Raw genomic sequence first — 26,982 nt, forward strand, 5'->3', positions numbered from 1 at the left:
CGATGTTGTGTACAGCCTCAGCGATGTCGGTTTTTGAGAAGGTGTCACAACCGCTCGGATGTTCGAGAAAAGACGTCCCGAAAGCGTATGGTCCGCACAAGACTTTGTATAATTGCTTCATCCGGTGGAGTCGCCTGGGTGTCTTTGACAGGATCTTTGTCACCCCGACAGAACAAGCTGGCCGTTCAAAGCGCCTGATGATTGATGCAACACATCTCAAGGCGCACTGGACATCGGCATCCGTGCTCAAGAAGGGGCTTTTCTCCGTCATATCGGACGAACAAAAGGCAGACTGAATTCAAAACGTCACGCCGTGTGCAATGGTCAGGGACGGCCTGTTCGCAAAGCTGAAAGACTGGAGGCGTGTTGCTACCAGATACGACCGCTGCGCTCATACTTTCATGTCAGCAATCCATATCGCGGCCACCTTTATCTTTTATCTCAAAGAATGAGTCCTGAGCCCAGTTGCTTCATGCAGCCATTCCCCCACTCTCCATATGAGGAATGGCCCCACACAGAAAGGCCCAAAACCAGAGAGTTTTGCGAACCCTCCACATTATACTCGGAGTAGATTAGGTATTGTTGCCATTTCGCAACGTCGTGCAAAATATGCAATTCAGCCATGTTTTTTATTCCATTCCGAAATCGGAATGGAATACGAGGAATGGAGCAATAATGCTTTACAAGTGGGACACAGAACATGCGATTAGCACGCCGCTTTTCTCTTCTTGCCACCACACTTTGCACTGTCTTCCCTTCCATCTCTGTAGCGGAAACGACAGGAACCACATCAGCACATCGGAAGGTTTCGCATGAACACTCCGGTGTCGGAGCAAGCACTCAAAATCCTCAGAGTTCCTCCGTATCTTCGGTGGCAGCCACCCATAAAAAAGATAATACCAAAGCCCTGTATGCCGGGGATGTTGAAACCATAAACGTTTCAACCGGCACCCATTCAACCAACCGTAAGGCTCGACAGAGCACGACTCCGGTTACAGTAGTATCCGCTGCAACGTTGCGTCGTTCAGGGCAGGTCAATCTCGCAGATTCACTCGTCCGTACCTATGCTTCCATTAACGTGCAGGCCATGGCGGCAGATAGTGCCGCACTGACCTCGTCTATCCAGATGCGAGGCCTCAACCCGAACGAAGTTCTGGTTCTGGTTGATGGGAAGCGTCGTCATTCTACCGCAAACATTGTCGCGGATGCCGGTCCTCAGTTTGGTTCAACTGGTGTTGATTTGAACATGATTCCGGCAAATGCCATTGATCATATTGAAGTGTTGGAAGATGGTGCAGCCGCCATGTACGGTTCGGACGCCATTGCCGGTGTTGTAAACATTATTACCAAAAAAGAAGATCATGGCCTGCATATGTCAGCCCAGACAGGAGCTAATGCCTATAACGGCGATGGCTGGCAATATCAGTTGAATGCCGATGGTGGTTTGAAGTTGGGGGAGGATGGTTATATCCACCTCTCAGGCCAGATCACACATTCTGATCATTACGTTGTCAAAACAAAAGACCATCGTTTGCTAGGATACTGGCCAGAAGGGGCAACGACGACAGGCTATTACAACGGCCTTGTTGCCAACGCCATGAACTTACCGCTTGATTCCAACAAGATCATGAGCACGCCAGAAGAAACGCGAGAAAACCTCGCTATTGATTTTGGAAAAAAAATTACAGACGGCATCGATTTTTATGGGTTGATTACTTATGCTCATCGCTACGGTGAGGCTTACGAAAACTATCGTATTCCGACTATTGCACCAACCTATTACCCGTCCGGTTTTTCTCCACTTGAAACCATTCGGGAGAACGATTACGCAGCAACTATTGGCATTAAAGGCGATGATTTTTATGGTTTTGACTGGGATTTAAGTACGACCTACGGTGCGGATGAAACCAAAATCGGCAACAAAAATACCGCCAATACCGGTATGCTATCTTCTGATTGCTCGCTTGATCCAACATCCGCCAACTATTCATCCCTTGGATGTGGCTGGACGCCCACAAATGTGCGGGCCGAAACCTATAGACTGGCACAATGGACCAATAATCTTGATTTCCGGCGTCACTTTAATATCGCCAAAAAAGTACCAGTACTTCTCGCGTTTGGCGCTGAGCACCGGCTGGAAACCTATGACCTGACAGCCGGGGACCCAGCTTCTTATATTCTGGGTGGTACGCAGGGGTATGCCGGTATTGGCCCGCAAAGTGCAGGCAGCTGGAGCCGCGATATTTGGGCCGGTTATGTGGATGGAGACTTTCACCCGTTTAAGAATTGGGATTTGGATTTTGCTGGGCGATTTGAACATTATACCGATGTTGGAAATACGGAAAACGGCAAGGTTTCCACACGTTATGACGTAACCCGCCGTATTGCCTTCCGTGGTACCATCAGCACTGGCTTTCGTGCACCAACGCTCCCAGAACAACATTATTCTGCAATGAACGTCGACCCTAATGGAGCATCTGGCCTGTTGCCGGTTGATTCTGAAGCAGCGCGCACGTTGGGGGCTAGTAAGCTCAAACCGGAACGCTCGGTCAGTACAAGTGGCGGGATTGTTCTTGAGCCGATCAACGGATTTCATATTGAAGCGGATGTTTACCAGATCAACCTACGTGATCGGATTGTGGGGGGCGGCACGGTTAATGGTTCAGCTGCGATCTCAGCCATTGAGCAACTGGGGTACCTGCTTCCTTCTAATGGTCTCATCGCAGACAATGTTTCTGCATACTTCATGACCAACGGTGCCAGCACGCGTACACAGGGGCTGGACATTAAAGCAGATTATACGTTCCGTTTCCGCACCGCAGGCAGTCTGACAATGACGATGGCGCTCGATCTTAACCGAACTCGTCTGCACCATAATGCGCTAGATACGAATGGTAATCCTCTGCTGAATGCGCAGAATATTGCCTACATTACTACGGCTTATCCCCGAAGCAAAATTATTCTGAATGCCTTCTACCATTATCAACACTGGGATTTTAACGTACGCGAAACTCGGTATGGGGAAACCACCTCCATGCTCAGCTACTACGACTGGCAGAACCAGAATACACCCTGCTCTGGGGGCGGAAAGCTGGCTTACTCCAATGTGTGCTTCAATCAGTTCAAAAACACACCGCGCTGGATGACCGATATTGAAATTGGTTACCGCTTTAACAAAAACTGGCACATGGCTGTTGGCGTCAACAATATTGCAGATGTCAAACCACGCATGGTTGCACAGATCAACAACTCACGTGGCGCGCAGCCGTATGACCAGTTCTCGCTACAGGTGCCTATCACTGGTGCGTACTACTATGGGCGTTTGAACGCAGATTTCTAAGATGGATGATGCGGAGTGGCGATTTTTAAACACTCCGCGTTTTTACCGGTTCTTTTTTAAGAGGCCATAAGTAAAAAACAGGAATACTCAATGGCAAGTCCATCACATAGTCAGCCACAATCTCGTAGGCAACTTCTCACGCGTATCGGTGCACTGGCAGGGAGTGCTGCACTTTATCAGGCCATGACCAGTATGGGGCACGCCATGGGCACGGATTTTTTCTGGCCCGCCCAATCTGTCCGGAGCAAAGCGGGGTACATCCGTGCTGGTTCTGGGCGCAGGCCTCGCGGGAATGCTCAGTGCTTACGAACTGCGCAAAGCAGGTTATAATGTTAAGGTTCTTGAATTCCAAAGCCGTAGTGGCGGGCGTAACATCAGCCTGCGTGGAGGGGATACGGTAACAGAGTTGGGGGGAGCAACGCAAAAAGTCAGCTTTGCATCAGGGAATTATATTAACCCCGGCCCTTGGCGCATTCCTTACCACCATCAAGGACTGTTGCATTACTGCCGTGAGTTTGGTGTACAACTCGAACCCTTTATTGAACTCAACCATAATAGTTGGCTCCACTCAACCGGATCGTTCGGTGGTAAGGCGGTAAGATATAGGGAACTCGCTGCAGATTTTAACGGCTTTACGGCGGAGCTGCTGGCAAAGGCGGTGGACCAGCATAAACTGGATGATCTGGTGAGTGCGGATGAAGCTGCGCATATTGCTGACGCCATGCGGGGATGGGGCGCGCTGACCTCAGATCTCAGTTATACTAAAGGTACTATCAGTTCGCTGCGACGTGGGTTTGAAAAACCACAGGGCGGTGGTCTGGATGGCGCTCCTATCCCGTCTGATTTGATGAAGAGGAGCGAAATCTGGAAGTCTGGTCTGTGGAACTGGATGGCCTTTCACGAGCGACTGGATATGCAGACAACCATGTTCCAGCCTGTTGGGGGGATGGACAATATTGGCAAGGCTTTCACCAAGCAGGTAAAGGACCTGTTGCAACTGAACTGCAAGGTTACGGCTATTCATCAGGATGCAAGTGGTGTGAGCGTAACATATAATGATATGCAGCATGGTGGCGTGGTCAGGCAGGCTAAGGCTGATTACTGTGTTTGCACCATACCACTTTCCATTCTGTCGCAATTGGATGTGCAGGTCAGTGATGGAATGAAGGCGGCCATAAGTGCCGTGCCATATGCGTCTTCCGTCAAACTTGGTCTTGAGTTCAAGCGGCGTTTCTGGGAGGAGGAAGACCAGATCTACGGTGGTATCAGTTTTACTGACCAGCCTATCAGTCAGATTTCCTACCCAAGCCACGGTATTTTTTCCAAGGGGCCGGCGGTCTTGCTGGGAGGGTATATGTTTGGTCCTGCCGCGTATGACTTTGCGGGCATGACCCCACAGGAACGGCTGGAACAGGGTATAAAACAGGGGCTAGCTCTTCACCCTCAATACCGTAAGGAGTTCCTGAATGGCGTCAGCTTTGCATGGAGCCGGGTACCCTGGACGTTGGGATGCTGCTCGATGTGGAGTGAGGAAGCGCGTAAAACCCACTACAAAACGCTGTGTTCGATTGACCAGCGGCTTGTTCTGGCGGGCGAACATGCGTCGTATGTAGGTTGCTGGCAGGAGGGCGCCATTCTTTCCGCGTTGGATGCGGTTACGCGTTTGCACAAACGAGCACTGGGAGCCGCCTGATGCGTAGATTTCTCTTTTTGGGGATGTTGATGTCTGTTGTTGTGCCTATTGGTTTTGCACGGGCGGACAGTGCAAGTGCCATATCGGGTAAAATGGCCGATTTGCCATCGGGTGAGGCTATTTATCGTCATATCTGCCAAAGTTGTCATATGGCGGACGGACAAGGGGCTGTCGGGGCTGGGGCACAAATTCCTGCTCTGGCGCATAACCCGCGGTTACAGGTTACAAGTTACCCTGCTACGGTTATCCTTAACGGTTACGGAGCCATGCCATGGTTTTCTGGTTTGTTAAGCGATAAACAGGTTGCGGATGTAGTGGATTATATTCGCACCCATTTTGGCAATAATTATAAAGATAAAATCAACCCGTCAGAAGTCGCGTTCATGCGGCCCCATCTGACAGCCGAGGAGCAGTAAATTCATGCGTGTCTTCAAAATTCTTGGAAATTCGACCCTTTTTGCGGCAACTGCTCTTGTGGGTATGGGGGTGTCTGCAACAGCACATGCGCAGAGTGATATTGTACGCCATAACGAAGCAACTTTTCCCATTGCCTCGGCGATAGAGGTGCCTGCGGGTTATTCCACTATTTTCCTGAGCGGCATGGGCGCTCCTGTTATCAACCCGAAGGCCCCTGCAAAAAGTCTGGACGCCTATGGCAACACAGCTACGCAAACCGAAGGAGCGCTTAAACGGATAGAAGACACGCTAAAAGGCATGGGGCTGACAATGGGCGATGTTGTGCAGATGCATATTTTTATGGTGGCGGATCCACAGACCAAAAAGCTTGATTTTGATGGAATGATGCAGAGTTACACAAAGTTTTTTGGCACAAAGGTACAGCCAAACCTGCCGGTTCGTTCTGCTTTTGGCGTAGCACAATTGGCTAATCCCGGCTGGCTAGTAGAAATAGAGGTAGTGGCGGTACGCCCCTCCCACCATTAAATGAATCAATAACAGGGGGAGGGAAATTACAAGCCTGTGTCTCTGTTGTTCAGGGGCAGTTCAGTTTGGTCGATAGTCTATATCGTTTGGCTGGACTGTTCCTGCTTTGAGCGCGTGACGGGTTCGAAAAACCCTCTGGTTTTCGGCCCTTCTGTGTGATTCTATTCCTCATATGGAGAGTGGGGAAATGGCTGTATGAAGCGGCTAGGCACAGGACTCATTCTTTGAGATAAAAGTGACCGGGAGATGGATTGCTAACATGAAAGTATGAGCGCAGCGGTCATATCTGGTCGCAACATGTCTCTAGTCTTTCAGATTTGCGAACATGTTTTCGATCAGATGACGCTTTTTATACACCAGATAGACAATATGTGCATGTGCAATGATAATAGGTGGATGTCAGATTTCAAGCAGAGTAACTTATATCCTGGACGAGCATATCGCGATGGGAAACCAAGTTATAAAATTTCTCGGTATCTATAATGGATATAAAATATTAACCATCTGTATTTTTACTATTTTCCGTTCTGGGTATATGCTCAAAGAGCCAAGGGTTTCTTGATTGTCCGTTTCTTTTTCGTGACTTCCACGACAACAGAGGCTTTCCTGTGTGGAGCCTTGGGGAGCGTCAAAGTCTTGCGTTCCGGCTTCTGTGACACATCCTGCCGTGTTTTCTGCTATTGAACCCTAGCTTTTTTGTATCCGGGTTTCCTATCAAACTGGCTGTTGAGCCATTCCATTTAATGCTCAGTCTTTCTTGCCTGATTCCTCTGTCATGCTGGTTGGACAGGTCCGTTCAACAGAGAAGGAAACATATGGAAGACATTACAAAAACATGGGGTATCAGGGGGATTTCTGCTGATGTCCGGCAAGCTGTGATTACACAGAGCCAGAAGCAGGGCATAAAAGCCGGAGAATGGCTGACACTGGCTATTCTGGAAAAAATCAAACAGGACAGAAACGCAGGGAAAGCCCTGCTGGCTACCAATGGGCAACCAGCTGTTAGTGCAGAGGATTCCTCTGCTGTTCTGGCTTTGCTGGAACGTTTTCAGGAAATGGGAATTGAACTTCCTGACAGAATGAAGAAGAAAGCGATCACTTTTGCCAGAAGGTGTATGATGCTAACGAAGGCGTGAGGTAATGGCGCATATCAGAAACATGGGGTTTTGATACGTGATGTCAAGTTGTATGTAATCTCATAGTTATAATCTTATCGAGATCTTTTCATGAGTTATCTACCTTTAATAATTAGGTTTATTAGTTTACTTACAGCATTGTCTGTTGCTTTTTTCGGATACAAATTTTCTCGGAATATTGAGAAAGAAAAAGCAAAAACTGCATATATCAATTATGCAATTCAAACTATCATGGATGAATATAAAAATTATGATCCCAACATATTTTTGGAATCGCAAAATAACTCCGATTATATCAAATCTGTAGAGAAGAAATTTCAGGAGTGTAGAAGGGCTATTATGCGTGTTTCCCCGGTTCTTTTACAAAATGATTTGGAGAAATTGAATATTTTAAACGAAAATTATATAAAAGTTATTAGGTGGCAATATAATGAAAGTCTTTCTGGAAAAGAGCCTTCTGGCGTTAATGCACATGAATATATTATTGGTTTGATAGATTATATTAATACTGGGCACGAAATTCTATACAATAATATTTTGATATTAAGGAAGGGATTGGAATAATTCTCCTTAAATTGGCATATGTGTGGGCTTTCAAGACATTATAGCTATTTATGAAGAGTTGGGCCTGCTAAAATTTTATACTCCTTCCGATTCGGAAGATGCAAAAAAAAATTGGTAGATTTAAGGTGGTTTGTAATGAGTGTTTCAACGGATGATATTCCGAAGATTATAACTATTAATTCCCGTGATATAGAAGACCGTTCTCTTTTTCCTGATGGATTTTTTGATTTCTATGAAGTCCTGAGTTATCGCAATGCGGCTCAGATACTTTCTGCATCCTGTAAGGAGGAGTTTCGCGAATTAACTAATGCCTTGATGTCTTTTAGTATTCTTCCTGATGATATCATTGTCGGGGGTGGTAATAAATCACGCATAGCCAAAGGTGTTGAAGCACTCTTCCATCCTCTGGGCTGGAGAGAAACGCGTGTCACGGCAGACCTTTTGATTAATCGCATTACTTATATCGACCCCAGTAAGCGGGGGAATAAAGCTCCGCATGAAATACAGCAATATAAAATTGATTCTTTTGTGGATGGTCACAAAATAGATTTTGTAAAAAAGCGTGTGGCATTTGACATGGAATGGAACTCAAAAGACCAAACTTTTGACAGGGATTTGTATGCTTTAAGAAGCTTTTATGATTGTAACATTATCTCAGCAGGTGTTTTGCTAACTAGAAGTGCAGAGTTAATTCCTGCTTTTAACGAGTTGCAACGTCGATCCGTGAAGGAAATGAGTAAAGGTAAGTTTGGTGCATCCACGACATGGATGGGAAAGCTAACTTATCGAATAGAAGCCGGTAGGGGAGGTGGGTGTCCTATTTTGGCTCTTGGTATTCGACCTTCTCTGATTAAAAATTTTGAGAAGTGGAAAGACGAAAATCCTGTAATACGTGCTGGAGATAGCATTTCTGCTTCTGAAATTTCTTCGGAAGCAGAAGATGATTCTGAAGATTAATCTACTGCAATTAATCTAGTATTGCCACGGAGCGTCTTCTTTTGACGTTCTGTGTGGCTGTTATGTTTGTAAGTATTCCAGGAAGGTTCATAATCCTCAGCCTGGTTGCCCCATACTGTCCATCCTTCTCGTGGTCCACGAGCAAACATTTCCAGATAAGGACCGGGAGAGCACGCTTCTATTAAATCATACTGCTCATCAGGCTTTCGGCTATGTTCTCTCTTCCGGGTCGCTAGATAATTAACCTGCGTTCTACCTGGTTGAAGTGTCCTGGCATTTTTACCTCGGACACCGAACAGCAGGATTTCGGTCACATTGCGAAAATAAAACCCAACCCCACGCCCATCAGAACCGCCATCCTTGCGGATTTTATGCCAGATAATATTGGATTTATAGGTGAATCCCCATTCCTGCATTACCCGTAAACCATCAGGTAGCAAAGCATTTGGTACCCACAGATATAGGTGAGCTGTTGGAGCGACAACATCCTTTACTGGCAAGGCGCATATATCATCCAGTGTCATCGTCAAATAACGTGATAGTCTATGATGTTCTGGAGCGATTTTTCCTGTACGGTTTGTAAACTGCCAAGGAGGGTCCGCCAGAACAGTTCTAGCCTGACAGTTCTCCGCTACCTCCAGAAAATCTTTTATCGCATTTGGTGGAGAATTACGGTCTGGCATTGCATGTCACAATCAAGGTTGGCGAACAAAAAAGAGATACTCTTGCGTTGATAGCGTTCGGATGCTTTAGGTGCAAACGATTTGCTCTTTGGCAACTTTGGGTTCGACTAAAACATTAAGTTGCATCATGTTCTTGCATTGTTCTCACAATGGCAAGTTTTTTCTAGAGGCAAACAAACTTCCCGCATCCCAAAACTCAGGATATTTCACGCTTTCTGCAACCCTTTTGAGGTTCACAATATCCACATCATCGAAATAGACAGTGCTTCCCACTGACTTGTCGTGGCTTTCATGCCTCAAAAAGTCATCAATCCAGGATTCACGTAACCCACCTTCACCATGCTCATGAATGTTTCTGAGTTTGGTCGAGACGTTATGCCGGAATGAATGGAACACCACGCTCTTGCCAATGCCCAGACGTGATTTGAACTTGCTGAAGTCTCTCTGGAAGTGAGCAGAACGCTTGTTGTCTTGCCCCTTAAAATCAAGGTCATGGAACAGGTAATGACGTTTCTGGTTCGTGGCTCTCTGGGCAAGGTCCAGCAATCCGGCTTCCTGCAAGGCCGTGCAAATGGGAACAACACGTTTCCCGGCCTCTGTCTTCGCACTCCATTCTGTCCAGGGTTTGCCTTTAACGGCAGGGTGGTCCTGCACCAGAATGCAGGGAATACCTTGTATCTCCTGAATGTCCTGTGGTCTTAAACGACAGATTTCTTCCAGTCGCATCCCTGTATAAGACGCAATCCCCACAATCATGGAAGCTGCCTTGTGGCTGATGGTGCCAAACTGCCAAGGCTGGCCTGCAATAGCCTTTAAGTCGCTGTCACTCCAACGCATACGATTGGTTTTGGACTGGGTGTCGAACTGCCAGCCACCTGTGAACACGTTACGGTCCACAAGGTCACGCAGGAGGAAATGTTTCCAAAGCCCGGAAAGCTTGGTGAAATGGTTTTTGACGGATTTCCCGGAGATACGTGGCAGTTTGCGTTTCTTCGCATCTGCCACAAATTCCTGAACTGTTCGGGTGTGATTGCGCTGTTTGCCATAACTCTCCGGTAGCTGTTCCATCAGGGCTTTGAAATGCCCAACATCTGCCCCGGTATAATCCCGCATGGGTTTATCCCCACAGACCTCCAGAAAGCGTTTGAAGGTGCGTTCGTAGGATTTGACCACAGTGGATTTGACTGTGGTGTCCTTGCTTTCCAGAAAAATTTTAATCGCTTCTGAAAACAGGGGAGAAGGCTTCTCCTTGGGAGCCAGAAAGGCTTTCATGTCCTTAATCTGGCTCTGGATATCCGTCAGAGCCGGAAGGGTGGCCTTGGTCTTTTTCAGGTCTGTGACAGTGCGTTCCAGCAGATGCACACTTTTACCAGTCAGTGTTCTGGCTTTCTCCAGCTTTTCCATCTGTTCCAGACTGTCCATGGAATGTCTGAGTTTCTGATGGTCATATTGCGTCTGGAGTTCTGCAATCCTGAGCTGATAGTCCTGAATAAGCAGGTCAAAGAGTTCCCGCACGTCTTCAGGGAGTTCATCCCTGATAAAATTTTCGTCTTCGCTGAGTTCTGTCTTGAGGTGCATTACGGAACAAAACAGCCTTTCGGTCTCTGCGAAAACTGCACACGCATATGGTTTAGCAACCTCGCGTTTGTTAGTGCCAAGGGAAAGCCATAGCTCCTTTTTTCCAATCACATCACGGATATGTGAAGGGACGCGACGCCTGAAATGGTAGCCGGATGGCAGACGAATCAACACAAGAATGGCCTCTGTGTGTAGAAGCCTTGTGTAGAAGACAAGGCTTTTATGGTTGTTGAAAGACCATAAAAGTCAATGAAATCAATATGTTATGGGTGGTGCGAACTGCGGGACTCGAACCCGCACGCCCATACGGGCTGGAGATTTTAAGTCTCCTGCGTCTACCATTCCGCCAAGTTCGCACAGGGTCGAAAGTCCATTGTGAGGACAGGTAGGGTCAGTTCTTTAGCATGGTTCGGCTGTCTCGCAAACGCTTGGGTTATTTGGCGTGCAAAAGTAGCGGGCCTTTCTGGCGTAGCCACGTTTCCGCCTGTTTTCTATGCGGAGTAATGTTGGCGACTTGCAGCCAAAAGAGGGGGCCATGGTTCATATGCCGCAGGTGGCTGAGTTCATGGGCAATCAGGTAATGGCGGACCAAAGGTGGCGCCATGATCACGCGCCAAGAGAGCATTATTCTGCCCGATGAGGAGCAGCTTCCCCAACGGCTGGATGTATCCCGTATATCAACCCGAGATGGGTGTAATCCGGTATTATCAGCCATTGTCTGCACTTCGCGTTTCAGAACAGTTGTCGCATGAGCGCGCAAAAAATCGGCGACACGTCTGTTCACAAATGCTTTTTCTCCGCTCACCATAAGGCGATCATGTTCAAGCCATGCTCCTCCCACTTGATCCGGAGCGTGAACAATAAGGTGGGGTTTACCCTCAATGGGAATGATGCTGCCCGCTGAAAAAGATGGGGTTTTTTCTAGCCGTTGCAGGCGCTCATCAATCCAGCGGTGGTTTTTTTGCACAAACAAAAGCGCCTGAGCTGGTGGGCAGCCTTGCGGAAGTGTGACAACAAGGTGTTGCTCCTGTGGTGCAATGCGCAGGGAAAGGCGCTTGGCACGTTTGGAAGGTTTCCAGACGACCTTTAAGGTTCTCCGCTCCGGGGTATCAATTTCCGTTGGGAGGTGTCGCAGGTTCTGCGGGCCAGTCAACGATGTAATCCTCCAGAGCTCCAGCGCGTCTTTCACTGATGCAGCGTCCTGATGCAGAGGCACCGGATTCCACAACTGTTTTGGGGTCTCCGGTAATGAGTGGATGCCAGGATGGCAGGTCACGCCCTTCTGATAGTCGTTTATAGGCGCAATCGGGCGGTAGCCAGTCCAGTTCAGGAATCATGGCCGGTGTGAGGGTAATACAGTCCTGTACCTTGCGGTGGCGCTTGGGGTAGTCCGTACACTGGCAGGTTTTTACATCCAGAAGGCGGCACGCAACGGTGGTGTAATACAGTTCCTCTGTTTCATCATCACGCAGTTTATGTAGGCAGCATCGACCACATCCATCACAGAGGGATTCCCACTGTTCGGTTGTCATGTCAGCAAGAGGGACGGTTTTCCAGAAGGGATGAGAAGGCGATGTCATTGTACAATGCTGCAGAAGATTGAGAGAAGAACGGTCAGAAAAAAGGGTTTTTGCAAAAGAGGCCACCAGAAAAGGCGTAGTCTGGCATGTGTGTTAGCCCCCATTTCCTGTGCTGTTGCTGACCAACTGGGTTGCACTGTTCTTATGGGTAAAGAGAGCGGGACCAGAAGGAGCGGTAAAAGAAGAAGGCCCTGATAAAATGGCGTCATTCCCGAAGACATGAGAAAAGGAAGTGTAATGGACAGCCCAGTGCAGGGCAGCAGAAGAGCGAGGGCAACGGTATAAAGAGACCGCTCCGCACGGCAGGTTATGGTCAGAAACAGAAACGCACCAGCACCCACCAGACTGGTCATGCACATGATAAGACCAGAGATGAGAGCAGTGCAAAACGGAACATGGGTTACAAAAAAAGGAATCATATCCGGCGGAGCCATTGCTGAAAACGCTCGGTCAGTTTGTTCAGATTGTTGGCCCAGAAAGTGTCATCCACCGCAATGGCCGGAGGAATGCGGCCAATGCGCGGTGTAAGGGTGTTCAGTTCTGTTATGGAAGGGAGGGAGGGCCAGGCATTGGCAAAGGCCTGCTGCTGTGCGGCCTGCTCCAGCCATGAGACAAAAGCCAGAGCCGCCGTGTTTTTGGCGGCAGATGCCAGCACGCCCCATCCGTATTGCACCAGAAAGCGTTGCTGCCAGTAAAGGCCAAAGCGCTGACGGTCCGGGTCGACAGAACCCAGAATTTCTCCCGTGGGTACGCACCCCATAAGCGCTCCCCCAGATGCCAGAATACGCCCGGCTTCTTCTGGCGTGGACCACCACGCAATATAGGGACGTAACTGCTCAAGTTTAAGAAACGCATGGTTCACGCCTTCTGGCGAGGCGAGAACATGGTAAAGTGCATTGGCGGGCACTCCATCGGCCAGCAAGGCAATCTCCAGCGTCATGCGTGGGTCTCGTCGCAGGCTGCGTCGGCCGGGGTGGCGTGCAACATCCCAAAAATCCAACCAACTGGGTGCAGTGTCAAAACGGGCCTTGTCCCATGCCATAGCGTAATCAATGGCGGCAGAAGGTTGGCCGCAATTAGTGGCGGAACTGTCTGTCTGATGGCTGGAAAAAAGCTTGAGGTCGCAACCAAGGCGCAAGCTGCTGCTTTCCATCATGGCGGCTGCCACGCTGTGGTGTGTCTGGTTTGCAGCGCGTTGCAGGTCGGATATCTGGCCGTTCCATCCGTGTGGCACAATACTCTGGTGGGTTAGCTGTTCGTAAGGTTTGAACAGGACTTTACTTTGTGCTTCGGCAATTTTTCCAGCAAAGGTCAGAATATGCAGGCTTGTATCTGCTGCTGGCTTTTGCACGCGACGGGCTGTTGCAGGTGCAGGCAGCAAGGGTGTCAGGCACCCCAGACCAGCCAGCAACGCGCTGCGGCGCGACAAAGCACCATGAGAGGATGCCTGCCCCTGTTCCTGGGAGGACAATGCCTGCCTGTTGGGTATGTTCAGGAAAGGGAAAGAGAACAGGGGAAACCTCATGCGTCGTTATGATTGACTAGAACCGCCAACCTAAATCTAGCCGTTTTTTTTATCCATCGGAAAGGCTGTAGCATTTTGCGTTTGCCATGCAAGTAGGGCCGGACGACCAGCGCCAAGTTCCCGCTGGGTGTGTACAGGGGGGCGATTGACGGTTATTTCCGTCCCATCCCGCAGGCGCATCCGCATGATAATGGTGTGGCCAAGGTGATGGGCCGAAACAAGGGAACACGGCAGGTCCCCAGCTTCCATCATATCCTCGGCCTCTCCCTGTCGTGGGAAAAGGACGGAAAGCCTGTCAGGAAGAACGCAGATGCTGGCCAGATCGTGCTCTTCCAGATCTGCATCCGCCATGGCTTCCACGGTTTCGCCAGATGGCAGGCGGAGTTCGGCAATGTCGTCATCAATACGCAGGACCTTGCCGGTCAGGATATTGGCTTCTCCCAAAGCCAACGCCACGGCCGGGGTCGCAGGGCGGTTGAGCAGGGTTGGCGCATCGGCCAGTTGGAGCAGGCAGCCGTTTTCCATCACCCCAATGGTATTGGCCGCCATAAAAGCTTCTGTGCGGTCGCGGGTGAGGAACAGGGAGGTCAGGCCAATAGCCTGTCGGAGACGTTCCAAAAAGACGACTGACCGTTTGGCGACCTGTGGAGGCATCCCCTCCAACGGCTGGTTAAGCACCAACAGGTCGGGTGAGGTTATAAGCGCACGGGCCAGAGCCGTCCGAAAAGTTTGCTCCGCAGAGAGTGCCGGAGGGAGCAGCGCGCGTGCTGCATCAAGCCCGGTCAGGGCCAGCATCTCGTCACGTCGTCGGCTGATCTCTGGCTTGGGCATTGTGCCCATGGCGCGCAGGGGGAAGAGAATGTTGTCTGTCACGTTCAGGTGCGGAAAAAGAGGCGCGTGCAGACCCAGAGTCGAAATTCCACGTTTGCCTTGTGGCTGATGGCTGACATCCACACCTTGGATGCATATCTGCCCTGAGGACGGGCGGCGTCCAGCCAGCTCCTCGGTCAGTGCGGTCAGATCCTGCGTGTTGGAACCGATTCCCAGCAGGGCAACACAACGGCCAGCGGGAAGGCGTAAAGTTAGTGGGGGCGCGCCGGGTAGGACAGTCAAATCCGTAAGCGCTAAAGCTGGGGGTGAGCCATGCGCGAGCGGCATGCAACTATGTCCTTTTTTGTGGGTTACATAGGGTGTTGTAATTTAAAACGATAAAGTCAACGAGGTTTGTTTCATGTCATCAGATAAAATCAAAGACGTTAAGCTTGCTGGTGAAGCCGCAGCGGATTCCGCGCGGGAGGAACTGGACGCCGTTAAGGCCCATATTGAGCGCCTGGTTACACAACATATTGTTCCGGCACTGGGCCGCGCAGGCGGAAAAGCCGGAGATCTGACGGAACAGGCAGTTGCCAATGCGCGCGAACTGGCGGATCATACACGTAACGATCTTGCAAAGCGCACAGGCAGTCGCTCGTCCTGGTTGTCCATTGCCATTTCTGGCGTGGTAGGGTTTATCATCGGGCGCATGTCTCGCTGACGCTTTGCGCGTCATCTGCACGAAGGTAGCTCCAGAGCCCATGCGTATCTTTGATCTTGGTAAATCCGCCCTATCTGCCCAGTCTTCTCTTATGCAGCAGATGGCCATCCGTTACGGCCGTCAGGCCGCCTGCCTGATTATGGCTGCGGTATTTGGCCTTTTTGCCCTGATTACGGGGCATGGGTTGCTCTGGATTCTTCTCGTGTTTGTTGGCCACTTCGGGCCGGTCGGCGCGTCCTTTACCGTTTTTGGTCTGGATGTGCTGGCGGCTCTGGTGTGCGTTCTGTTTGGTCGCCGCTCCTACCTGACAACGGAGGAAGTGGAAGCCCGGATCATGCGTGACCGTTGCATGACCCAAATGCGCGACTCCGTAACCATGGCTGCGGTTACGGCTACGGTCGCCACCGCTGTTGGCCGTGGTGGCACCCGCAAGGTGTGGGATATCGTGCGCGGTAAAAAGGACTGAATCTGTCCAGTCTAGGTTAAGCCATAGGTTCCATTCCAAATTTGCATTGGCGCGCTGGATTGTTTCTGTAAATGATGGCGTCAGTCTTTTGTGAGCGTGCAAATTTTTTGTATGCTCGCTAGTGTGAGCAGTGAATGGAACGAGAGCATAATCCTGTTGTGGCCAACGAGACCCGCCGGTCATTCGGTTACCGGCTGGCTCGACTTGCGTCCATGTGGCGACGGGAAATTGACGCCGATTTGCGGGTGTTCGGCCTGACCGACGCCACGTGGCGGCCCATTTATTATCTCAACTTTTCATCTTCCTCCATGCGCCAGACCGATCTGGCCCGTTCTCTCTCGCTGGAGGCCCCTTCATTGGTGCGGCTTCTGGATGTGCTGGAAAAGCGCGGCTATGTTGTGCGTGAGACGGATGAGGAAGACCGACGGTCCAAGCTTGTCAGCATTACATCACAGGGGCGGCAGGTAGCTGCACTGGTCAGCCGTGTGGCCGATCAGGTTACGGCGCGGCTGACGGCTGGTGTGTCCGACCCGGAGTTGGAAGAATGCTGTGGTGTTCTCGACCGGGTGGAGCAGGCCGCGCAGGCCCACAAAGAGAGTGCCGACGCGGAAAAGAGGGATGCACGATAATGCTGGTGTCCAAGGCGGTATCATGCTGACGGAATTCAATCTTTTCGGTGTCTTTATGGCGCCTATTGTTGTGTATGCGCTAGCAGCACTCCCCATTACCATGTGTATTCGCTTTGCGTTGTGGTGGAGCGGCCTGCTGGGCTGGTTCTGGCACATCGCGCTGTTTGAAGTTTCGCTTTACGTCTGCATTCTTTGTCTGCTGATCCTCTACGTCTGACCTGAAAAGGCTTTTGAGTCTCTGCAATGCCCCTTTTGCGCACCCTGATACGAGTTGTTCTGACCCTGGCGGTCGTCTCTCTTGCGATTGTTCTGGGGATCACTCTCTGGAACGTCTATATGATCGCCCCCTGGACCCGTGACGGGCGCGTGCGTGTTTACGTGGTCGATGTGGCACCGGAAGTCGCCGGGACCGTGGTCCAGATTCCGGTGGTGGATAACCAGTTTGTGCACAAGGGCGACCCGCTCTTTGTGCTGGACCCGGTTCGCTTCCGTCTGGCCATCCGCGAGGCACAGGCCCGGTTGGATGGCGCATTGGAAGACCTGAAGCTTAAACGGAATGACGCGCGGCGCCGTATGGGTCTGGGTGGCATTGTGTCGGCCGAAGAGCAGGAAGTGTTCAACTCCAATGTGGCAACCCAGATTGCCGCCGTGGACGCCGCCAGAGCTGCGTTGGATGTGGCCAAGCTGAACCTGCAGCGTTCGGTTCTTTATTCTCCCGTTAATGGTTATGTGACCAACCTTAACCTGCGGGTGGGGGATTATGCGGCTGCCAGTCAGGCGCGCATGGCTGTTATTGATGCTGATTCCTACTGGGTTTACGGGTATTTTGAAGAAACCAAGATGTGGGGCGTGCACGTGGGCGATGTCGCTCGTGTCAAACTTATGGGCTACAAACCCATTCTGACAGGCCACGTGGTCAGCATTGCACGCGGTATTAACGATACCAACGGAACGCCGGATAAACTTGGCCTGCAGGACGTAAACCCGATCTTTACATGGGTGCGTCTGGCGCAGCGTATTCCAGTGCGTATCCACCTTGACCATGTGCCCGATAGCGTCACGCTGGCCGCTGGTATGACGGCGACAGTCAGCGTTGGGCCAGAACCATCCGGGCGCAGGGGTAAGCTGACGACCTGGCTGCAAGATCATCTCTGAGCGTGGGCCAAGGATGAAACGCATGAAGGCGCGCCGCTACCTCGGGTTATGTGCTGCGACAAGCATGTTGCTCTCCGCCTGTACCGTTGGGCCCAATTACCAGCCCGACCGTATGAAGTTGCCAGCCCAGTTCAAGGAGGCAGCGGAGGAGCACGTTGCTACTCCGGAAGAGATTGAGCGCACGAACAAGGAAATGGTTGAGTGGTGGTCCCTGTTCAAGGACCCGATGCTCTCCCGCCTTGTGCAGGATGCCATCAAGGGTAACTATGATCTGCAAATTGCAGGGCAGCGTATTCTAGCCGAACGTGCCATGCGTGACCGTTCCGCAGCGCAATGGTACCCGCAGATGGATGCCAACATGGGGGGCGGGGATGTCCGCTACTCCCTGAACATTGATAACTGGCCACTGCGTCCGGGTAATCCGGCGAACCGGCCAGAAGCGACAATGTTGACCTATGGTGCCACTGCATCGTGGGAGTTGGATATGTTCGGGCGTATCCGGCGGGACGTGCAGGCGCGTGAACATGCGGTCGAGGCGACAATTGAAGCCCGCCGGGCCGTGCTCATGGGCCTTCTGTCCGAGTTGGCATCGGACTACATGTTGCTGCGCGTGACGCAGTTGCAGATCCAGATTGCAACAGACAACATCCGTGTTGCCAAGGATGCCGTGGATCTGACCAACAAGCTGTATCTGGAAGGGGTGGGCAACACCCTGCAGATTGCGCAGGCACAGGCCGAGCTGGATGCGCAGATTGCTGCGCGTGAACCGCTTAAAACGCGTGTTTCTCAGGTAACGCACGCCATTGCAGTTCTGCTGGGTAAAATGCCGGGTGAACTGGAAGATGAGTTGAAAGAGCCACGTCCTCTTCCTGTTGTGCCAGAGTTCCCGGCTGTTCTGCCGTCTGTTGTTATTGCCAATCGGCCAGATGTGCGTATGGCGGAGCGCCGTTACGCAGTCGCGACAGCACAGATTGGTGTTTCGGTTGCCAACCTCTACCCACATTTTGTGGTGCCGTTGACATTTAACCCCAATGCTTCGGCCATGTATCAGGCGTTTCAGGTTAATGCCATGAGCTGGCAGTTCCTGCTTATGGCCAGCCTGCCCCTTATGCACGGTGGTAAAATGACTTCCGAAGTCCGCGCAGCACAGGCCTCGGCAGAAGCAGCGCGCCTGACGTATCGCCAGACGGTTCTGACGGCGTTTAAGGAAGTCGAAGACTCCATGGCGGCGTGGCATGATGATATTGAATATGCCGAACAGTTGCATAAAGCCGCGGAAGATAGCGCCACAGCCAGTGAACGGGCGCGTAAATTGTATAGTGCGGGTCTGGTCGGCTTTTTGGAAGTGCTGACAACCGAACGTACCACGTTGAATGCGCAGAACATGGAGGCGCTGGCTCGTTTGGAACGTCTGCGCGATGCGGTTAATTTGTACACCGCGCTAGGCGCAGGTTGGAAAGGCGTTGCCTTGACCAACTCTACCCTGCCAGTTTCGCTGGAAACACAGAATATTCTGGCAAGAGCCTTTACACAGTAATCCGTGGGCTTTTGGTGTGATTGTTAAACCCGCCCGGCACAATGCCGGGTGGGGTTTTTTTTATGCTCTGGGGAAAGGGCTGTCGGGCTGGCTAAAGGTCAGCCCTTTGTAAACTGTCTGAAAGCCGGACGGTTTTCCTGCTGATGCAGGAAGTGCAGCATGGCTTTACGCGCCAATCCTGCATCGCGGCCCAGATTGATAAGTCCACTGATCTGGGAGGGGTGGCGGAGGAGGGAGCGTAGGAGCAAGCCAATTTTTAGCCCCCCGTCCGGGGAGAGCACGCACGCTGTGACTGGCGGCAGGGAACGTGTCGCCGGGTCGCAGACAACACGCAGAACGGCAAATGGCAGACCTGCTTCCTGCGCTGCGCGGGCTAGAAACCCGCTCTCCATGTCCAGCGCGGCACATTGGGCATCGGCAAACAGTTCAGCTTTGTGCTGTGCTTCCAACACAACGTCATCGTTGTGTAGCAAAGGGCCGCTGACTGTGCCTTGCTGATCTCCGCCCAGAATATGGCGCAATGTCGCATCGCAGGAGTATGCGTGCCCCCAGGCTTTGACTGCATTGGGGATAATAATGGTGCCGGGGGGCAGGCTTGGGTCCAACCCAGCAGCCAATCCAAAAGACAGCAGACAATCGGCCCCACATGCTGCCAGCCTATTGGCCTCACGTTGTGCTCCGGTGCGTGTTGCTCCGCTTGCCGCAATGGCGGCATGAGGGAATACACCTCGGATCAGTTGCGCTTCGGCCTTGAGCCCGACCAGAATACCCGGACGGCTGGGAGCGGGGAGTGCGGTTGCTGGTTGCGTCATGGCTTAAAACCCCAAGGCAGCGCGACAAAGAGTGCCGCTTTCAAAGGCGGGATATGCCAGCATCTGCGGCCAGCACGATTTAGGACGGTATTTTAAGCCCCAGCGCCTGAACGGCGTGCAAACCGGAGCGCATGGCACCTTCCAGCGTGGCGGGCAGGCCTGTATTCGTCCAGTCGCCTGCCAGTGCCAAGTTGACCAGTGGCGTGGCTGAACCCGGTCTCCGCCGATTCTGTTCCGGCGTAGCGGCAAAGGTTGCACGCTTTTCCCACACAATGCGCTGGGCATCGGGGGTTTCTGGCAGAGGCTGTTCCAGCACGGCATCACAGGCGCGGCGGAGTTCCTGCCAGATGGTGCGGGCCAGTTCCTCGTGGTCATCCTTGGCGTAACGGTTGGCTGCGCTGACGGTGACGGAGAGAATGTTTCCGCGCAAAAATACCCATTCCGTCACACCGCCGATAACACCCATGAACCCGCATTGAGCAAAAGAACCCAGCGGGCGCGGTGTATCTGCCAAACGGAAATGCAGGTTAAGAATGCTTTCAAACGCGTTGGGGGTCATCAGGCCAGCCATATGTGGGCTGAGCAGAGCCTCTGCGACCGGGGCTGTGGTGGCCACAATCACTTTATCATGCTCGGACAGGGCAATACTGTCCTGCGCCGTATGCAGCGTGGTGACGCGGCCTTTTGCAACATCCAGCCCCGTAATGCGGGATTGAGTGCGCACCTCGGCATTCATGGTCTCCAAATAAGCAACAGCGGGATCCACGAGGGATTCGGAAAGACCATCGCGTGCAAACCACGGCACGCACGCATGACCACCGAGAGAAAGGGATTCCCGCACAACCGCGCCAAGTAGCGCTGCACTGCCTACGTCACTCAGGGTGTTCAGGGCGGAAATGGAAAATGGTTCAAGCAGCCTGCGGGTAAAAGCGCCGGGGAGCAGGCAATCTGCTACGGTTGTCTGCCCCTCTGCTTTAATCAGACGGTATAGGCTTTGCAGTTCGGGCAGGCGCATATCCGGCACGCGGCGGTGCGGCTGAAAAACCCACAAAGGGAGTCGCCCACGGGACAGATCAAGCGTCCAGCGGGCATCCTCTGCCAGATCCACAAATGGGAAAATCGGCTCACCTGGTCCACTTAATGTGTCGAGCGCACCTGTTATGCCCAGATAGCGGAAAACCGTACTGTTGGCTGATAATAGCAGGTGGTTGCCATTATCTATTCGGCAGTCAAGGTGCCGGTCATGGTAGGACCGGGCGCGCCCGCCGCACGAGCGTCCTGCTTCATGCAGGATAACGCGCGTGCCAGAACCGGCTACGTCAACCGCGGCGGCCAGTCCGGCCATGCCGCCGCCAATAATATGCAGAATGCCAGCCATACCGTGTTTTTGCCGTTTCTTAGGACGTGTAGGAAAGGGCAAACCATTTGGCTTTGCCAAGGAGGGAGGTATGCGGCCGATCACGCAGGACGGCGGCACCCCAGCCACGCTTGCAGAGCGCCTTGAGAATGGACTCGTAGCTCGCGCCCATAATACGTGCTGCCAGCATGGAGCGTGGCTGGCAGATTTTCATGGTTGCAAATGCGGTGCGGAAGTGGTCCTGCGCACGGGCGGCCATAACACGGGCGACCTGCTCCAGACCGGGGGCATACAGGGCCTGCACCGGGTCCTTGGGCACATCAAAACGTTCCAGCAGATCGGCTGGCAGATACAGGCGGCCACGTGCTGCATCCTCAGGAATATCCCGCAGGATATTGGTGATCTGCAAAGCCCGTCCCAGATGATAGGCAACGCGGTCGCCATTGTCTGAGCTGTCACCAAAAATGCGGACGGACAGGCGACCAACGGCGGAAGCCACCCGGTCACAGTACAGGTCCAGCGTTTTTTCGTCCGGTGCAACGAGGGCTGTCTGGGTGTCCATCAACATGCCGTCGATCACGGCATCAAAATCTGCCTGCTGCAGGGAAAAGAAGTTGATGGCGGCTAACAGCACACGGTCCAGAGCTTCAACCGGGGGAAAAGCCCGTTCCGCATACAGTTCGGCAATGCGCTGGTGCCAGTCTTCCAGTCCTTTGGTGCGTTCGGCCAGAGGCGTGTTGCCGTCTGCAATATCGTCCACCACGCGGCAGAACGCGTAGATGGCGTACATGCCGTAACGCCGCATGGGTGGCAGAATACGCATGCCAGCTGCAAAGGAGGTGCCCGCCTGTTTGACGGTGCTTTCCACCCAGGCAAGATCAGCAGGATCGCATCCGAGCGGGGTCGGTTTGTCGTGCATCTGGATGTTTACGGCTGTCACGCGCTTTTCACCTGTTTATTCGTCAAGATTGAAGAGAACGGATATCTTTTTACAGAACTTTCACCGTTCGGGAAGGTCATGCCCATGCCCGCAGGGCCGCAATGGCTGCATGTATGGCGTCCGTCCGGCGCAGGGCAACGCGTCCGGCCAGCGGGTCTTCGCGCCGCAGACGTTGGGTCAGGCTGAGGGCCAGGTCCACAATAGCAGCGCATTCCATACGGAAGCGGCGGTCACGAATATGTGCGGGCAGAGCGCGGGCCTGCTGGTTAAGTGAATCCACGCCGTCCAGCAAGGTATTGAAAACCCGGCGCATGGCGGGGCTGGTCCGGCCATCCAGCAGGTCGTTCGCCTGTGTGCCAGCCAGTTGCATGAGGTCGGAGGGAATGTAGCAGCGTTTGAGGCGCTCAAGGTCTTTGGCGCAGTCTTGGAGGTGGTTCAGAATCTGCAAGGAGGTGCACAGCGCGTCCGATGGGCCAAACGCGGCAGGGTCTTCGCCATGCAGGCAGATCAGAAAGCGGCCGACCGGGTTGGCGGAATATTTGCAGTAATGCAGCAGGTCGTCCCATGTGCGGTATTCATGCCCACGGGAATCATCACGGAAAGCGATCAGCAGGTCGGTGGCGGTTTCAAACGGCACCCCTGTTTGCAGCAGCGTGGCACGCAGGCGGGCTGCACTTAGCGCATCAGCCCGGTTAATGGCGCTGCGCTGCCCACGCAGCACGTCTTCCATGGCGTCCAGCCGGATGATCTTGTCTTCGGCCGAGAGGGTCTCGCAGTCTGCAATATCATCAATGACGCGGGCATAGTCATAATAGGCATGTACATGCGGGCGGAGCTTGCGGCTGAGCAGCAGGGAACCAACGGGAAAGTTCTCGTCAGAAGCACCCTTGCCGGATGAAACGTCTGCTTTTCCCCAGATGCGTGTATCGTCTGTCATGCCATGCCGTTGCTCAAATCAAAGGGACCCTAAGGGCAGCCTGTGTTTACATGAGGCCGCCGACCATGCCTATCCCTTAATCCGGAGGGCGGGTGGAGGCAAAAGGTCTTACCGCCCCGGAACCTGCATTTTCTGTTCAGGTTGAGAGGGCGTGACGCGCCCGCTGTTGGGGATTGCCTCGGTATAGGCCCGGTCCTTCCATACCACGCCACGTCCGCGGTGGTGGTTAAGTGCGGAGCCGATTGTGGCGGCTGTGTAAAACCCTGCAATCAGCGGTAGTCCCAGTGCCCAGAGGGGCGAAAGCCGAAAACGCCGGAGCGTGGGTAAAAAGGACAGGGTGGAAACCAGCCATACGGCAACTCCGATCCACTGCGCCGCGCCATGCGCAAACAGGGCCAGTGCAATAGGGGCAACCCAGACCACCAGCATGGCCAGCACGGTCAGCACCAGCAGAAGAGGCGAGAAGTTGAGCTGCACATAGGCGGTGCGCGCAATCATGCGCCAGATATCGGCGGCTGTGGGGTAAGGGCGGATGGAGCGGGCCAGACAGGAGTGACCAAGGTAAAGCTGCCCCCCGGCCTGCTTGACGCATGAGGCCAGTGTGCAGTCATCAATCAATGCGCCCTTAAGCGCCTGAATACCCCCGATCTGGCGGAGCATATCGCGCCGGAGCAGAATGGTGCCTCCTGCTGCTCCGGCTGTTTTGTCCTTGGGGTTGTTAACCTTGGCAAAGGGGTACAGCAGCGTAAAAAAGAACACAAAGGCGGGCACCAGCGCCCGTTCTGCCAGTGTCTCGCACTGCAGTTCCACCATTTCAGACACCATGTGCAGGCGGTCCGCCTGTGCTTTGGCAACAAGGGTGGAAATGTGTGCCGGAGCATGGATGATGTCAGCATCGGTCAGGAACATGTAGCCGCTGCCGTGCGGTGTTTGCCGTTCCGCTTCGTCCACACCTTGCGCCACGGCCCAGAGTTTGCCGCTCCAGCCCGGTTCGGGGTTGGCCCCATCCAGCACGGTCAGGCGGTTGTGGGGGTCGGGTAGAGCTCTGGCCAGTGCGCCTGTGGCATCCGTGCTGCGGTCATTGACCAGAATGACCGAGAGCTTGCCTGGGTAGTCCTGTTGCAAAAGTGACCCCAGAGCCACTTCAATGGATTCCGCCTCATCTCGGGCGGGAACAACCACGGTCACACCGGGGGCAATGTCGGCTGGAGCCTCTGCCATGCTGGCAGGCTGGAGGATTGGGCCTGCCTGCCAGAAGTATCCGTGGCAGAAAATCAGACCTGCCCAGATTATGGCGCACAAAATAGCCAGAGCCAGAATCATGACGGGCAGCTCTCCTATTTCAGCATACCGTTGTTACGGAACCATGTAATGGCGTCTTCCACCGCCTTGCGGGCCGGGCGGGGAGCGTAGCCCAGTTCATGAATGGCTTTTTCCGATGAGAAGAACATTTTTTTGCGGGACATGGCGAGCATCTCCCGCGTGACGCGGGGTGAAAAGCCAAACGCGCGGGACAGCCACTCGGACGCAATGGCTACGGGCCAGATGACCTCCTGCGGTAGGCGGATTTTAGGCGGGGGAACATGTGCGATTTCGGACACCATGGCAAACAGGTCCCGCAGCAGGTAGTTCTCGCCCCCCAGAATATATTTTTCGCCAATTCTGCCGCGTTCCAGAGCCAGTGCATGGCCTTCCGCCACGTCATCCACATGCACAATATTGACGCCCGTATCCACATAGGCGGGCATACGCCCTGCCGCGCAGTCCAGAATCATCTGGCCGGTCGGGGTGGGTTTAATGTCGCGCGGGCCAACGGGGGTGGAGGGGTTAACAATGACGGCAGGCAGCTTTTGGTCCCGTACCAGTTGCAGGACTTCCTGTTCGGCCCGGTATTTGGAGCGTTTGTAAATGCCAATGACGGCATGTTCTTCCACCGGCGTGTTTTCGTCCGAAATGGTGCCATCCCCAATCAGCCCAAGAGCCGCTACAGAGGAGCAATAGACAATCCGCTCCACGCCTGCCTTCTGGGCTGCCAGCATAAGCAGGCGCGTGCCTTCCACGTTGGCGGTCATCATGGGGGCGGGGTCAGGCACCCAGAGCCGGTAGTCGGCTGCGACATGAAAAACATACCGGCATCCTTCCACCGCACGCGCAAATGTGTCCGGCCGGGAGAGGTCGCCCTCTACCAGTTCGGCTGGAATGTCGGCAATGTTCGTACGGTCGCTTCCTTCTCGCACCATCAGGCGCAGGGAATGGCCGCGTTCCAGCAGTGTGCGAGCCACGGCGGAACCGACAAAACCAGTTGCGCCGGTTATGAGCGTATGAGCAGTCATGAAGGATGCGCTCCCGGTAGAAGGCTGAAGAAAACAGGTGTTGGGCGTTAATCCCGAACGGCTGGTCTGTTTCTTTATCCTGACACCCGAGGTGGCGCCAGACCCCGTGGTAGTGTAAGGGGGCGGAACATTCACACATGCGCCCGGTCGGGCTTCAATCGTGCCCACGGGCTCGACGGAGCCGCGAGCGTAACAGGCGGACAGAGCTGAGGCCTTGAAGAAGCTTACGGTTTTTCTCACTTTTCTGGGGCTCGTGGTCGTTACGGCAGCAATGGCGTGGAGCGGTTTCGATTCCGTTTTGCACGCTGTTATGCGTATTGGTCTGGGCGGCTTTCTGCTTATGGTATGCTGCCAGTTGGCCGTGGACGGCGTTCTGGGCGTAGCGTGGCACGCTGCTTTTCCAGAAATTGGTTACGTGCGTCTGCTGCTGGCCCGCATGGTGCGGGATGCTGCTGCAACCTGCCTGCCATTCTCGCAGGTGGGCGGAATTGTCATTGGCATTCGTGCCACCTGCTCTGGCCACGGCGTACATCGTGCGACTGACCGTGAGGTGGAACTGCCAGAGGCGGCCTGCGCCAACCTTGTGGATATTACAACAGAGGTCATGGGGCAGGTGGCGTTTGTGCTGCTGGCTGTGGCCTGTCTGGTAGCGCACCAGCGTTCCAGCCCGTTTGTGGTGCCAGTAGTTGGGGGGACCCTGTTCCTTATTGCCGGGACCGCAGGCTTTATCTGGACGCAGACGCATGGCGGCAACCTGTTCCGCAAATTTGGGGGCATGTTTACCCGCAGTCTGGCTACGCAGTGGCGGGACAGCATTCTGGCGGGTGCGGACAACCTTCAGGAACGTATGGAAGCCGCATGGAGCCGCCCGTGGCATATTTGCCGCTCGGCCAGCTACCACCTGCTGGGGTGGCTGGGGAGCGCTGGCATGTTGTGGCTGACGGCGCGTTTTCTGGGCGCGCATCTGACCTTCCCCGGCGCTGTGGCGGTAGAGGGCGTGACCTGCGCCATTATGTCGGTCGGGTTTCTGGTGCCCGGCAGCCTTGGTGTGCAGGAAGGGGCCTACATGGCTCTGGGGCATGCCTTTGGCATAGACCCGTCCGTATCCCTCGGTATTTCCCTGCTGCGTCGTGGGCGGGAAATCACGATCGGGATTCCCGTTCTGCTTCTCTGGCAGTTTATGGAGATGCGTGGTCTGCGCCGGAATGGTTCCTCCCAGCCTGCTGCGGGCAAGGGAGAGGCCATGTATTCTGCTTCGTCCAATGCGGTGAAGGATAGCTGAGT

25 protein-coding genes, 1 tRNA gene and 2 pseudogenes are annotated in these 26,982 nt (G+C 53.4%); 15 read left to right on the forward strand and 13 right to left on the reverse strand.

All coding sequences use genetic code 11. The annotated features are described in order from the left end of the window. Positions 1–56 precede the first annotated feature (56 nt). The 8 genes and pseudogenes from AGA_RS14010 to AGA_RS03045 form a co-directional block, all read left to right on the forward strand. A pseudogene (locus AGA_RS14010) lies at positions 57–452 on the forward strand (hypothetical protein); the annotation flags it as partial. Positions 453–700: 248 nt separating this feature from the next. After that, positions 701–3,340, forward strand: a complete 2,640-nt coding sequence (locus tag AGA_RS03015; protein ID WP_059022967.1) for a TonB-dependent receptor plug domain-containing protein — start codon at positions 701–703, stop codon at positions 3,338–3,340. 90 nt (positions 3,341–3,430) lie between these two features. Further along, positions 3,431–5,033: pseudogene (locus AGA_RS03020) on the forward strand (FAD-dependent oxidoreductase). Further along, on the forward strand, positions 5,033–5,449 hold the full coding sequence (locus AGA_RS03025; protein ID WP_059022968.1) for a c-type cytochrome: 417 nt from the start codon (positions 5,033–5,035) through the stop codon (positions 5,447–5,449). Before AGA_RS03020 ends, AGA_RS03025 begins: the two are co-directional and overlap by 1 nt. 4 nt (positions 5,450–5,453) lie before the next feature. Then, the gene (locus AGA_RS03030) at positions 5,454–5,975 is read left to right on the forward strand and encodes a RidA family protein (RefSeq protein ID WP_059022969.1); all 522 of its coding nucleotides are present in this window, start codon (positions 5,454–5,456) and stop codon (positions 5,973–5,975) included. Positions 5,976–6,790: 815 nt separating this feature from the next. Beyond that, entirely contained in the window at positions 6,791–7,111 is a 321-nt protein-coding gene (locus tag AGA_RS03035; protein ID WP_059022970.1) for a hypothetical protein, read from the forward strand. A gap of 90 nt (positions 7,112–7,201) precedes the next feature. Next, positions 7,202–7,675, forward strand: coding sequence for a hypothetical protein (locus tag AGA_RS03040; protein WP_059022971.1), 474 nt, complete (start codon positions 7,202–7,204; stop codon positions 7,673–7,675). Positions 7,676–7,810: 135 nt separating this feature from the next. Next, a complete protein-coding gene (locus AGA_RS03045; protein WP_059022972.1) occupies positions 7,811–8,632 on the forward strand; it encodes a BglII/BstYI family type II restriction endonuclease in 822 nt (273 codons plus the stop codon). Here AGA_RS03045 and AGA_RS13390 read toward each other — a convergent pair. The 7 genes from AGA_RS13390 to AGA_RS03080 all read right to left on the reverse strand — a co-directional run bounded on the left by AGA_RS13390 (position 8,629) and on the right by AGA_RS03080 (position 15,156). Continuing rightward, the gene (locus AGA_RS13390; protein WP_083503527.1) at positions 8,629–9,315 is read right to left on the reverse strand and encodes an MT-A70 family methyltransferase; all 687 of its coding nucleotides are present in this window, start codon (positions 9,313–9,315) and stop codon (positions 8,629–8,631) included. The genes AGA_RS03045 and AGA_RS13390 overlap by 4 nt on opposite strands. A gap of 144 nt (positions 9,316–9,459) precedes the next feature. Further along, positions 9,460–11,067 (reverse strand): DUF6538 domain-containing protein, encoded by a 1,608-nt coding sequence (locus tag AGA_RS03050; RefSeq protein ID WP_059022973.1) that lies wholly within the window; start codon positions 11,065–11,067, stop codon positions 9,460–9,462. Between the two features lie 96 nt (positions 11,068–11,163). Further along, a tRNA-Leu gene (locus AGA_RS03055) sits at positions 11,164–11,249 on the reverse strand. Between the two features lie 77 nt (positions 11,250–11,326). Continuing rightward, positions 11,327–12,046 carry a M48 family metallopeptidase gene (locus AGA_RS03060; RefSeq protein WP_231945982.1) on the reverse strand — a complete coding sequence of 240 codons (720 nt, stop codon included), beginning with the start codon at positions 12,044–12,046 and terminating at the stop codon, positions 11,327–11,329. Beyond that, positions 12,003–12,473, reverse strand: coding sequence for a YcgN family cysteine cluster protein (locus AGA_RS03065; RefSeq protein ID WP_059022974.1), 471 nt, complete (start codon positions 12,471–12,473; stop codon positions 12,003–12,005). Before AGA_RS03065 ends, AGA_RS03060 begins: the two co-directional genes overlap by 44 nt. A gap of 415 nt (positions 12,474–12,888) precedes the next feature. Next, entirely contained in the window at positions 12,889–13,944 is a 1,056-nt protein-coding gene (locus tag AGA_RS03075) for an extracellular solute-binding protein (RefSeq protein WP_231945984.1), read from the reverse strand. Between the two features lie 90 nt (positions 13,945–14,034). Continuing rightward, positions 14,035–15,156 (reverse strand): ABC transporter ATP-binding protein, encoded by a 1,122-nt coding sequence (locus AGA_RS03080; RefSeq protein WP_059022977.1) that lies wholly within the window; start codon positions 15,154–15,156, stop codon positions 14,035–14,037. Between the two features lie 73 nt (positions 15,157–15,229). On the opposite strand from AGA_RS03080, the gene AGA_RS03085 reads away from it, so the two are divergent. The 6 genes from AGA_RS03085 to AGA_RS03110 all read left to right on the forward strand — a co-directional run bounded on the left by AGA_RS03085 (position 15,230) and on the right by AGA_RS03110 (position 19,319). Then, positions 15,230–15,532, forward strand: a complete 303-nt coding sequence (locus AGA_RS03085) for a hypothetical protein (protein ID WP_059022978.1) — start codon at positions 15,230–15,232, stop codon at positions 15,530–15,532. Between the two features lie 40 nt (positions 15,533–15,572). Continuing rightward, positions 15,573–15,998, forward strand: coding sequence for a phage holin family protein (locus AGA_RS03090; RefSeq protein WP_059022979.1), 426 nt, complete (start codon positions 15,573–15,575; stop codon positions 15,996–15,998). A 134-nt stretch (positions 15,999–16,132) separates the two neighbouring features. Continuing rightward, positions 16,133–16,627, forward strand: coding sequence for a MarR family winged helix-turn-helix transcriptional regulator (locus AGA_RS03095; RefSeq protein WP_059022980.1), 495 nt, complete (start codon positions 16,133–16,135; stop codon positions 16,625–16,627). A 22-nt stretch (positions 16,628–16,649) separates the two neighbouring features. Next, positions 16,650–16,844 (forward strand): DUF1656 domain-containing protein, encoded by a 195-nt coding sequence (locus AGA_RS03100; RefSeq protein ID WP_059024613.1) that lies wholly within the window; start codon positions 16,650–16,652, stop codon positions 16,842–16,844. Between the two features lie 26 nt (positions 16,845–16,870). Beyond that, positions 16,871–17,782 (forward strand): biotin/lipoyl-binding protein, encoded by a 912-nt coding sequence (locus AGA_RS03105; protein WP_059022981.1) that lies wholly within the window; start codon positions 16,871–16,873, stop codon positions 17,780–17,782. 22 nt (positions 17,783–17,804) lie between these two features. Continuing rightward, positions 17,805–19,319 carry an efflux transporter outer membrane subunit gene (locus AGA_RS03110; RefSeq protein ID WP_172793718.1) on the forward strand — a complete coding sequence of 505 codons (1,515 nt, stop codon included), beginning with the start codon at positions 17,805–17,807 and terminating at the stop codon, positions 19,317–19,319. Between the two features lie 98 nt (positions 19,320–19,417). Here AGA_RS03110 and AGA_RS03115 read toward each other — a convergent pair whose 3' ends face one another. The 6 genes from AGA_RS03115 to hpnA form a co-directional block, all read right to left on the reverse strand. Further along, complete coding sequence (locus AGA_RS03115; RefSeq protein WP_059022983.1) at positions 19,418–20,131, reverse strand: phosphorylase family protein; 714 nt, start codon at positions 20,129–20,131, stop codon at positions 19,418–19,420. A gap of 79 nt (positions 20,132–20,210) precedes the next feature. Next, the gene (gene hpnE / locus AGA_RS03120) at positions 20,211–21,509 is read right to left on the reverse strand and encodes a hydroxysqualene dehydroxylase HpnE (RefSeq protein ID WP_059022984.1); all 1,299 of its coding nucleotides are present in this window, start codon (positions 21,507–21,509) and stop codon (positions 20,211–20,213) included. A gap of 19 nt (positions 21,510–21,528) precedes the next feature. Beyond that, positions 21,529–22,407, reverse strand: a complete 879-nt coding sequence (gene hpnD, locus AGA_RS03125) for a presqualene diphosphate synthase HpnD (RefSeq protein ID WP_059024614.1) — start codon at positions 22,405–22,407, stop codon at positions 21,529–21,531. Between the two features lie 97 nt (positions 22,408–22,504). Continuing rightward, complete coding sequence (hpnC, locus tag AGA_RS03130; RefSeq protein WP_059022985.1) at positions 22,505–23,365, reverse strand: squalene synthase HpnC; 861 nt, start codon at positions 23,363–23,365, stop codon at positions 22,505–22,507. Positions 23,366–23,473: 108 nt separating this feature from the next. Continuing rightward, positions 23,474–24,688, reverse strand: coding sequence for a glycosyltransferase (locus tag AGA_RS03135; RefSeq protein ID WP_059022986.1), 1,215 nt, complete (start codon positions 24,686–24,688; stop codon positions 23,474–23,476). Between the two features lie 14 nt (positions 24,689–24,702). Continuing rightward, on the reverse strand, positions 24,703–25,698 hold the full coding sequence (hpnA, locus tag AGA_RS03140; RefSeq protein WP_059022987.1) for a hopanoid-associated sugar epimerase: 996 nt from the start codon (positions 25,696–25,698) through the stop codon (positions 24,703–24,705). 214 nt (positions 25,699–25,912) lie between these two features. Between hpnA and AGA_RS03145 the strand changes: the two genes are divergently transcribed. Then, positions 25,913–26,980, forward strand: a complete 1,068-nt coding sequence (locus tag AGA_RS03145; RefSeq protein WP_059022988.1) for a lysylphosphatidylglycerol synthase domain-containing protein — start codon at positions 25,913–25,915, stop codon at positions 26,978–26,980. Positions 26,981–26,982 lie beyond the last annotated feature (2 nt).

This window comes from Acetobacter ghanensis (assembly GCF_001499675.1).
GTDB classification, from domain to species: Bacteria; Pseudomonadota; Alphaproteobacteria; order Acetobacterales; family Acetobacteraceae; genus Acetobacter; species Acetobacter ghanensis.

Bases quoted from the DNA above. Each gene is read 5' to 3' on its own strand.
- AGA_RS03015 (WP_059022967.1), top strand. From the start codon at position 701: ATGCGATTAGCACGCCGCTTTTCTCTTCTTGCCACCACACTTTGCACT.
- AGA_RS03025 (WP_059022968.1), top strand. From the start codon at position 5,033: ATGCGTAGATTTCTCTTTTTGGGGATGTTGATGTCTGTTGTTGTGCCT.
- AGA_RS03030 (WP_059022969.1), top strand. From the start codon at position 5,454: ATGCGTGTCTTCAAAATTCTTGGAAATTCGACCCTTTTTGCGGCAACT.
- AGA_RS03035 (WP_059022970.1), top strand. From the start codon at position 6,791: ATGGAAGACATTACAAAAACATGGGGTATCAGGGGGATTTCTGCTGAT.
- AGA_RS03040 (WP_059022971.1), top strand. From the start codon at position 7,202: ATGAGTTATCTACCTTTAATAATTAGGTTTATTAGTTTACTTACAGCA.
- AGA_RS03045 (WP_059022972.1), top strand. From the start codon at position 7,811: ATGAGTGTTTCAACGGATGATATTCCGAAGATTATAACTATTAATTCC.
- AGA_RS13390 (WP_083503527.1), bottom strand. From the start codon at position 9,315: ATGCCAGACCGTAATTCTCCACCAAATGCGATAAAAGATTTTCTGGAG.
- AGA_RS03065 (WP_059022974.1), bottom strand. From the start codon at position 12,473: ATGACATCGCCTTCTCATCCCTTCTGGAAAACCGTCCCTCTTGCTGAC.
- AGA_RS03080 (WP_059022977.1), bottom strand. From the start codon at position 15,156: ATGCCGCTCGCGCATGGCTCACCCCCAGCTTTAGCGCTTACGGATTTG.
- AGA_RS03085 (WP_059022978.1), top strand. From the start codon at position 15,230: ATGTCATCAGATAAAATCAAAGACGTTAAGCTTGCTGGTGAAGCCGCA.
- AGA_RS03090 (WP_059022979.1), top strand. From the start codon at position 15,573: ATGCGTATCTTTGATCTTGGTAAATCCGCCCTATCTGCCCAGTCTTCT.
- AGA_RS03095 (WP_059022980.1), top strand. From the start codon at position 16,133: ATGGAACGAGAGCATAATCCTGTTGTGGCCAACGAGACCCGCCGGTCA.
- AGA_RS03100 (WP_059024613.1), top strand. From the start codon at position 16,650: ATGCTGACGGAATTCAATCTTTTCGGTGTCTTTATGGCGCCTATTGTT.
- AGA_RS03105 (WP_059022981.1), top strand. From the start codon at position 16,871: ATGCCCCTTTTGCGCACCCTGATACGAGTTGTTCTGACCCTGGCGGTC.
- AGA_RS03110 (WP_172793718.1), top strand. From the start codon at position 17,805: ATGAAGGCGCGCCGCTACCTCGGGTTATGTGCTGCGACAAGCATGTTG.
- AGA_RS03115 (WP_059022983.1), bottom strand. From the start codon at position 20,131: ATGACGCAACCAGCAACCGCACTCCCCGCTCCCAGCCGTCCGGGTATT.
- hpnE (WP_059022984.1), bottom strand. From the start codon at position 21,509: ATGGCTGGCATTCTGCATATTATTGGCGGCGGCATGGCCGGACTGGCC.
- hpnD (WP_059024614.1), bottom strand. From the start codon at position 22,407: ATGCACGACAAACCGACCCCGCTCGGATGCGATCCTGCTGATCTTGCC.
- hpnC (WP_059022985.1), bottom strand. From the start codon at position 23,365: ATGACAGACGATACACGCATCTGGGGAAAAGCAGACGTTTCATCCGGC.
- AGA_RS03135 (WP_059022986.1), bottom strand. From the start codon at position 24,688: ATGATTCTGGCTCTGGCTATTTTGTGCGCCATAATCTGGGCAGGTCTG.
- hpnA (WP_059022987.1), bottom strand. From the start codon at position 25,698: ATGACTGCTCATACGCTCATAACCGGCGCAACTGGTTTTGTCGGTTCC.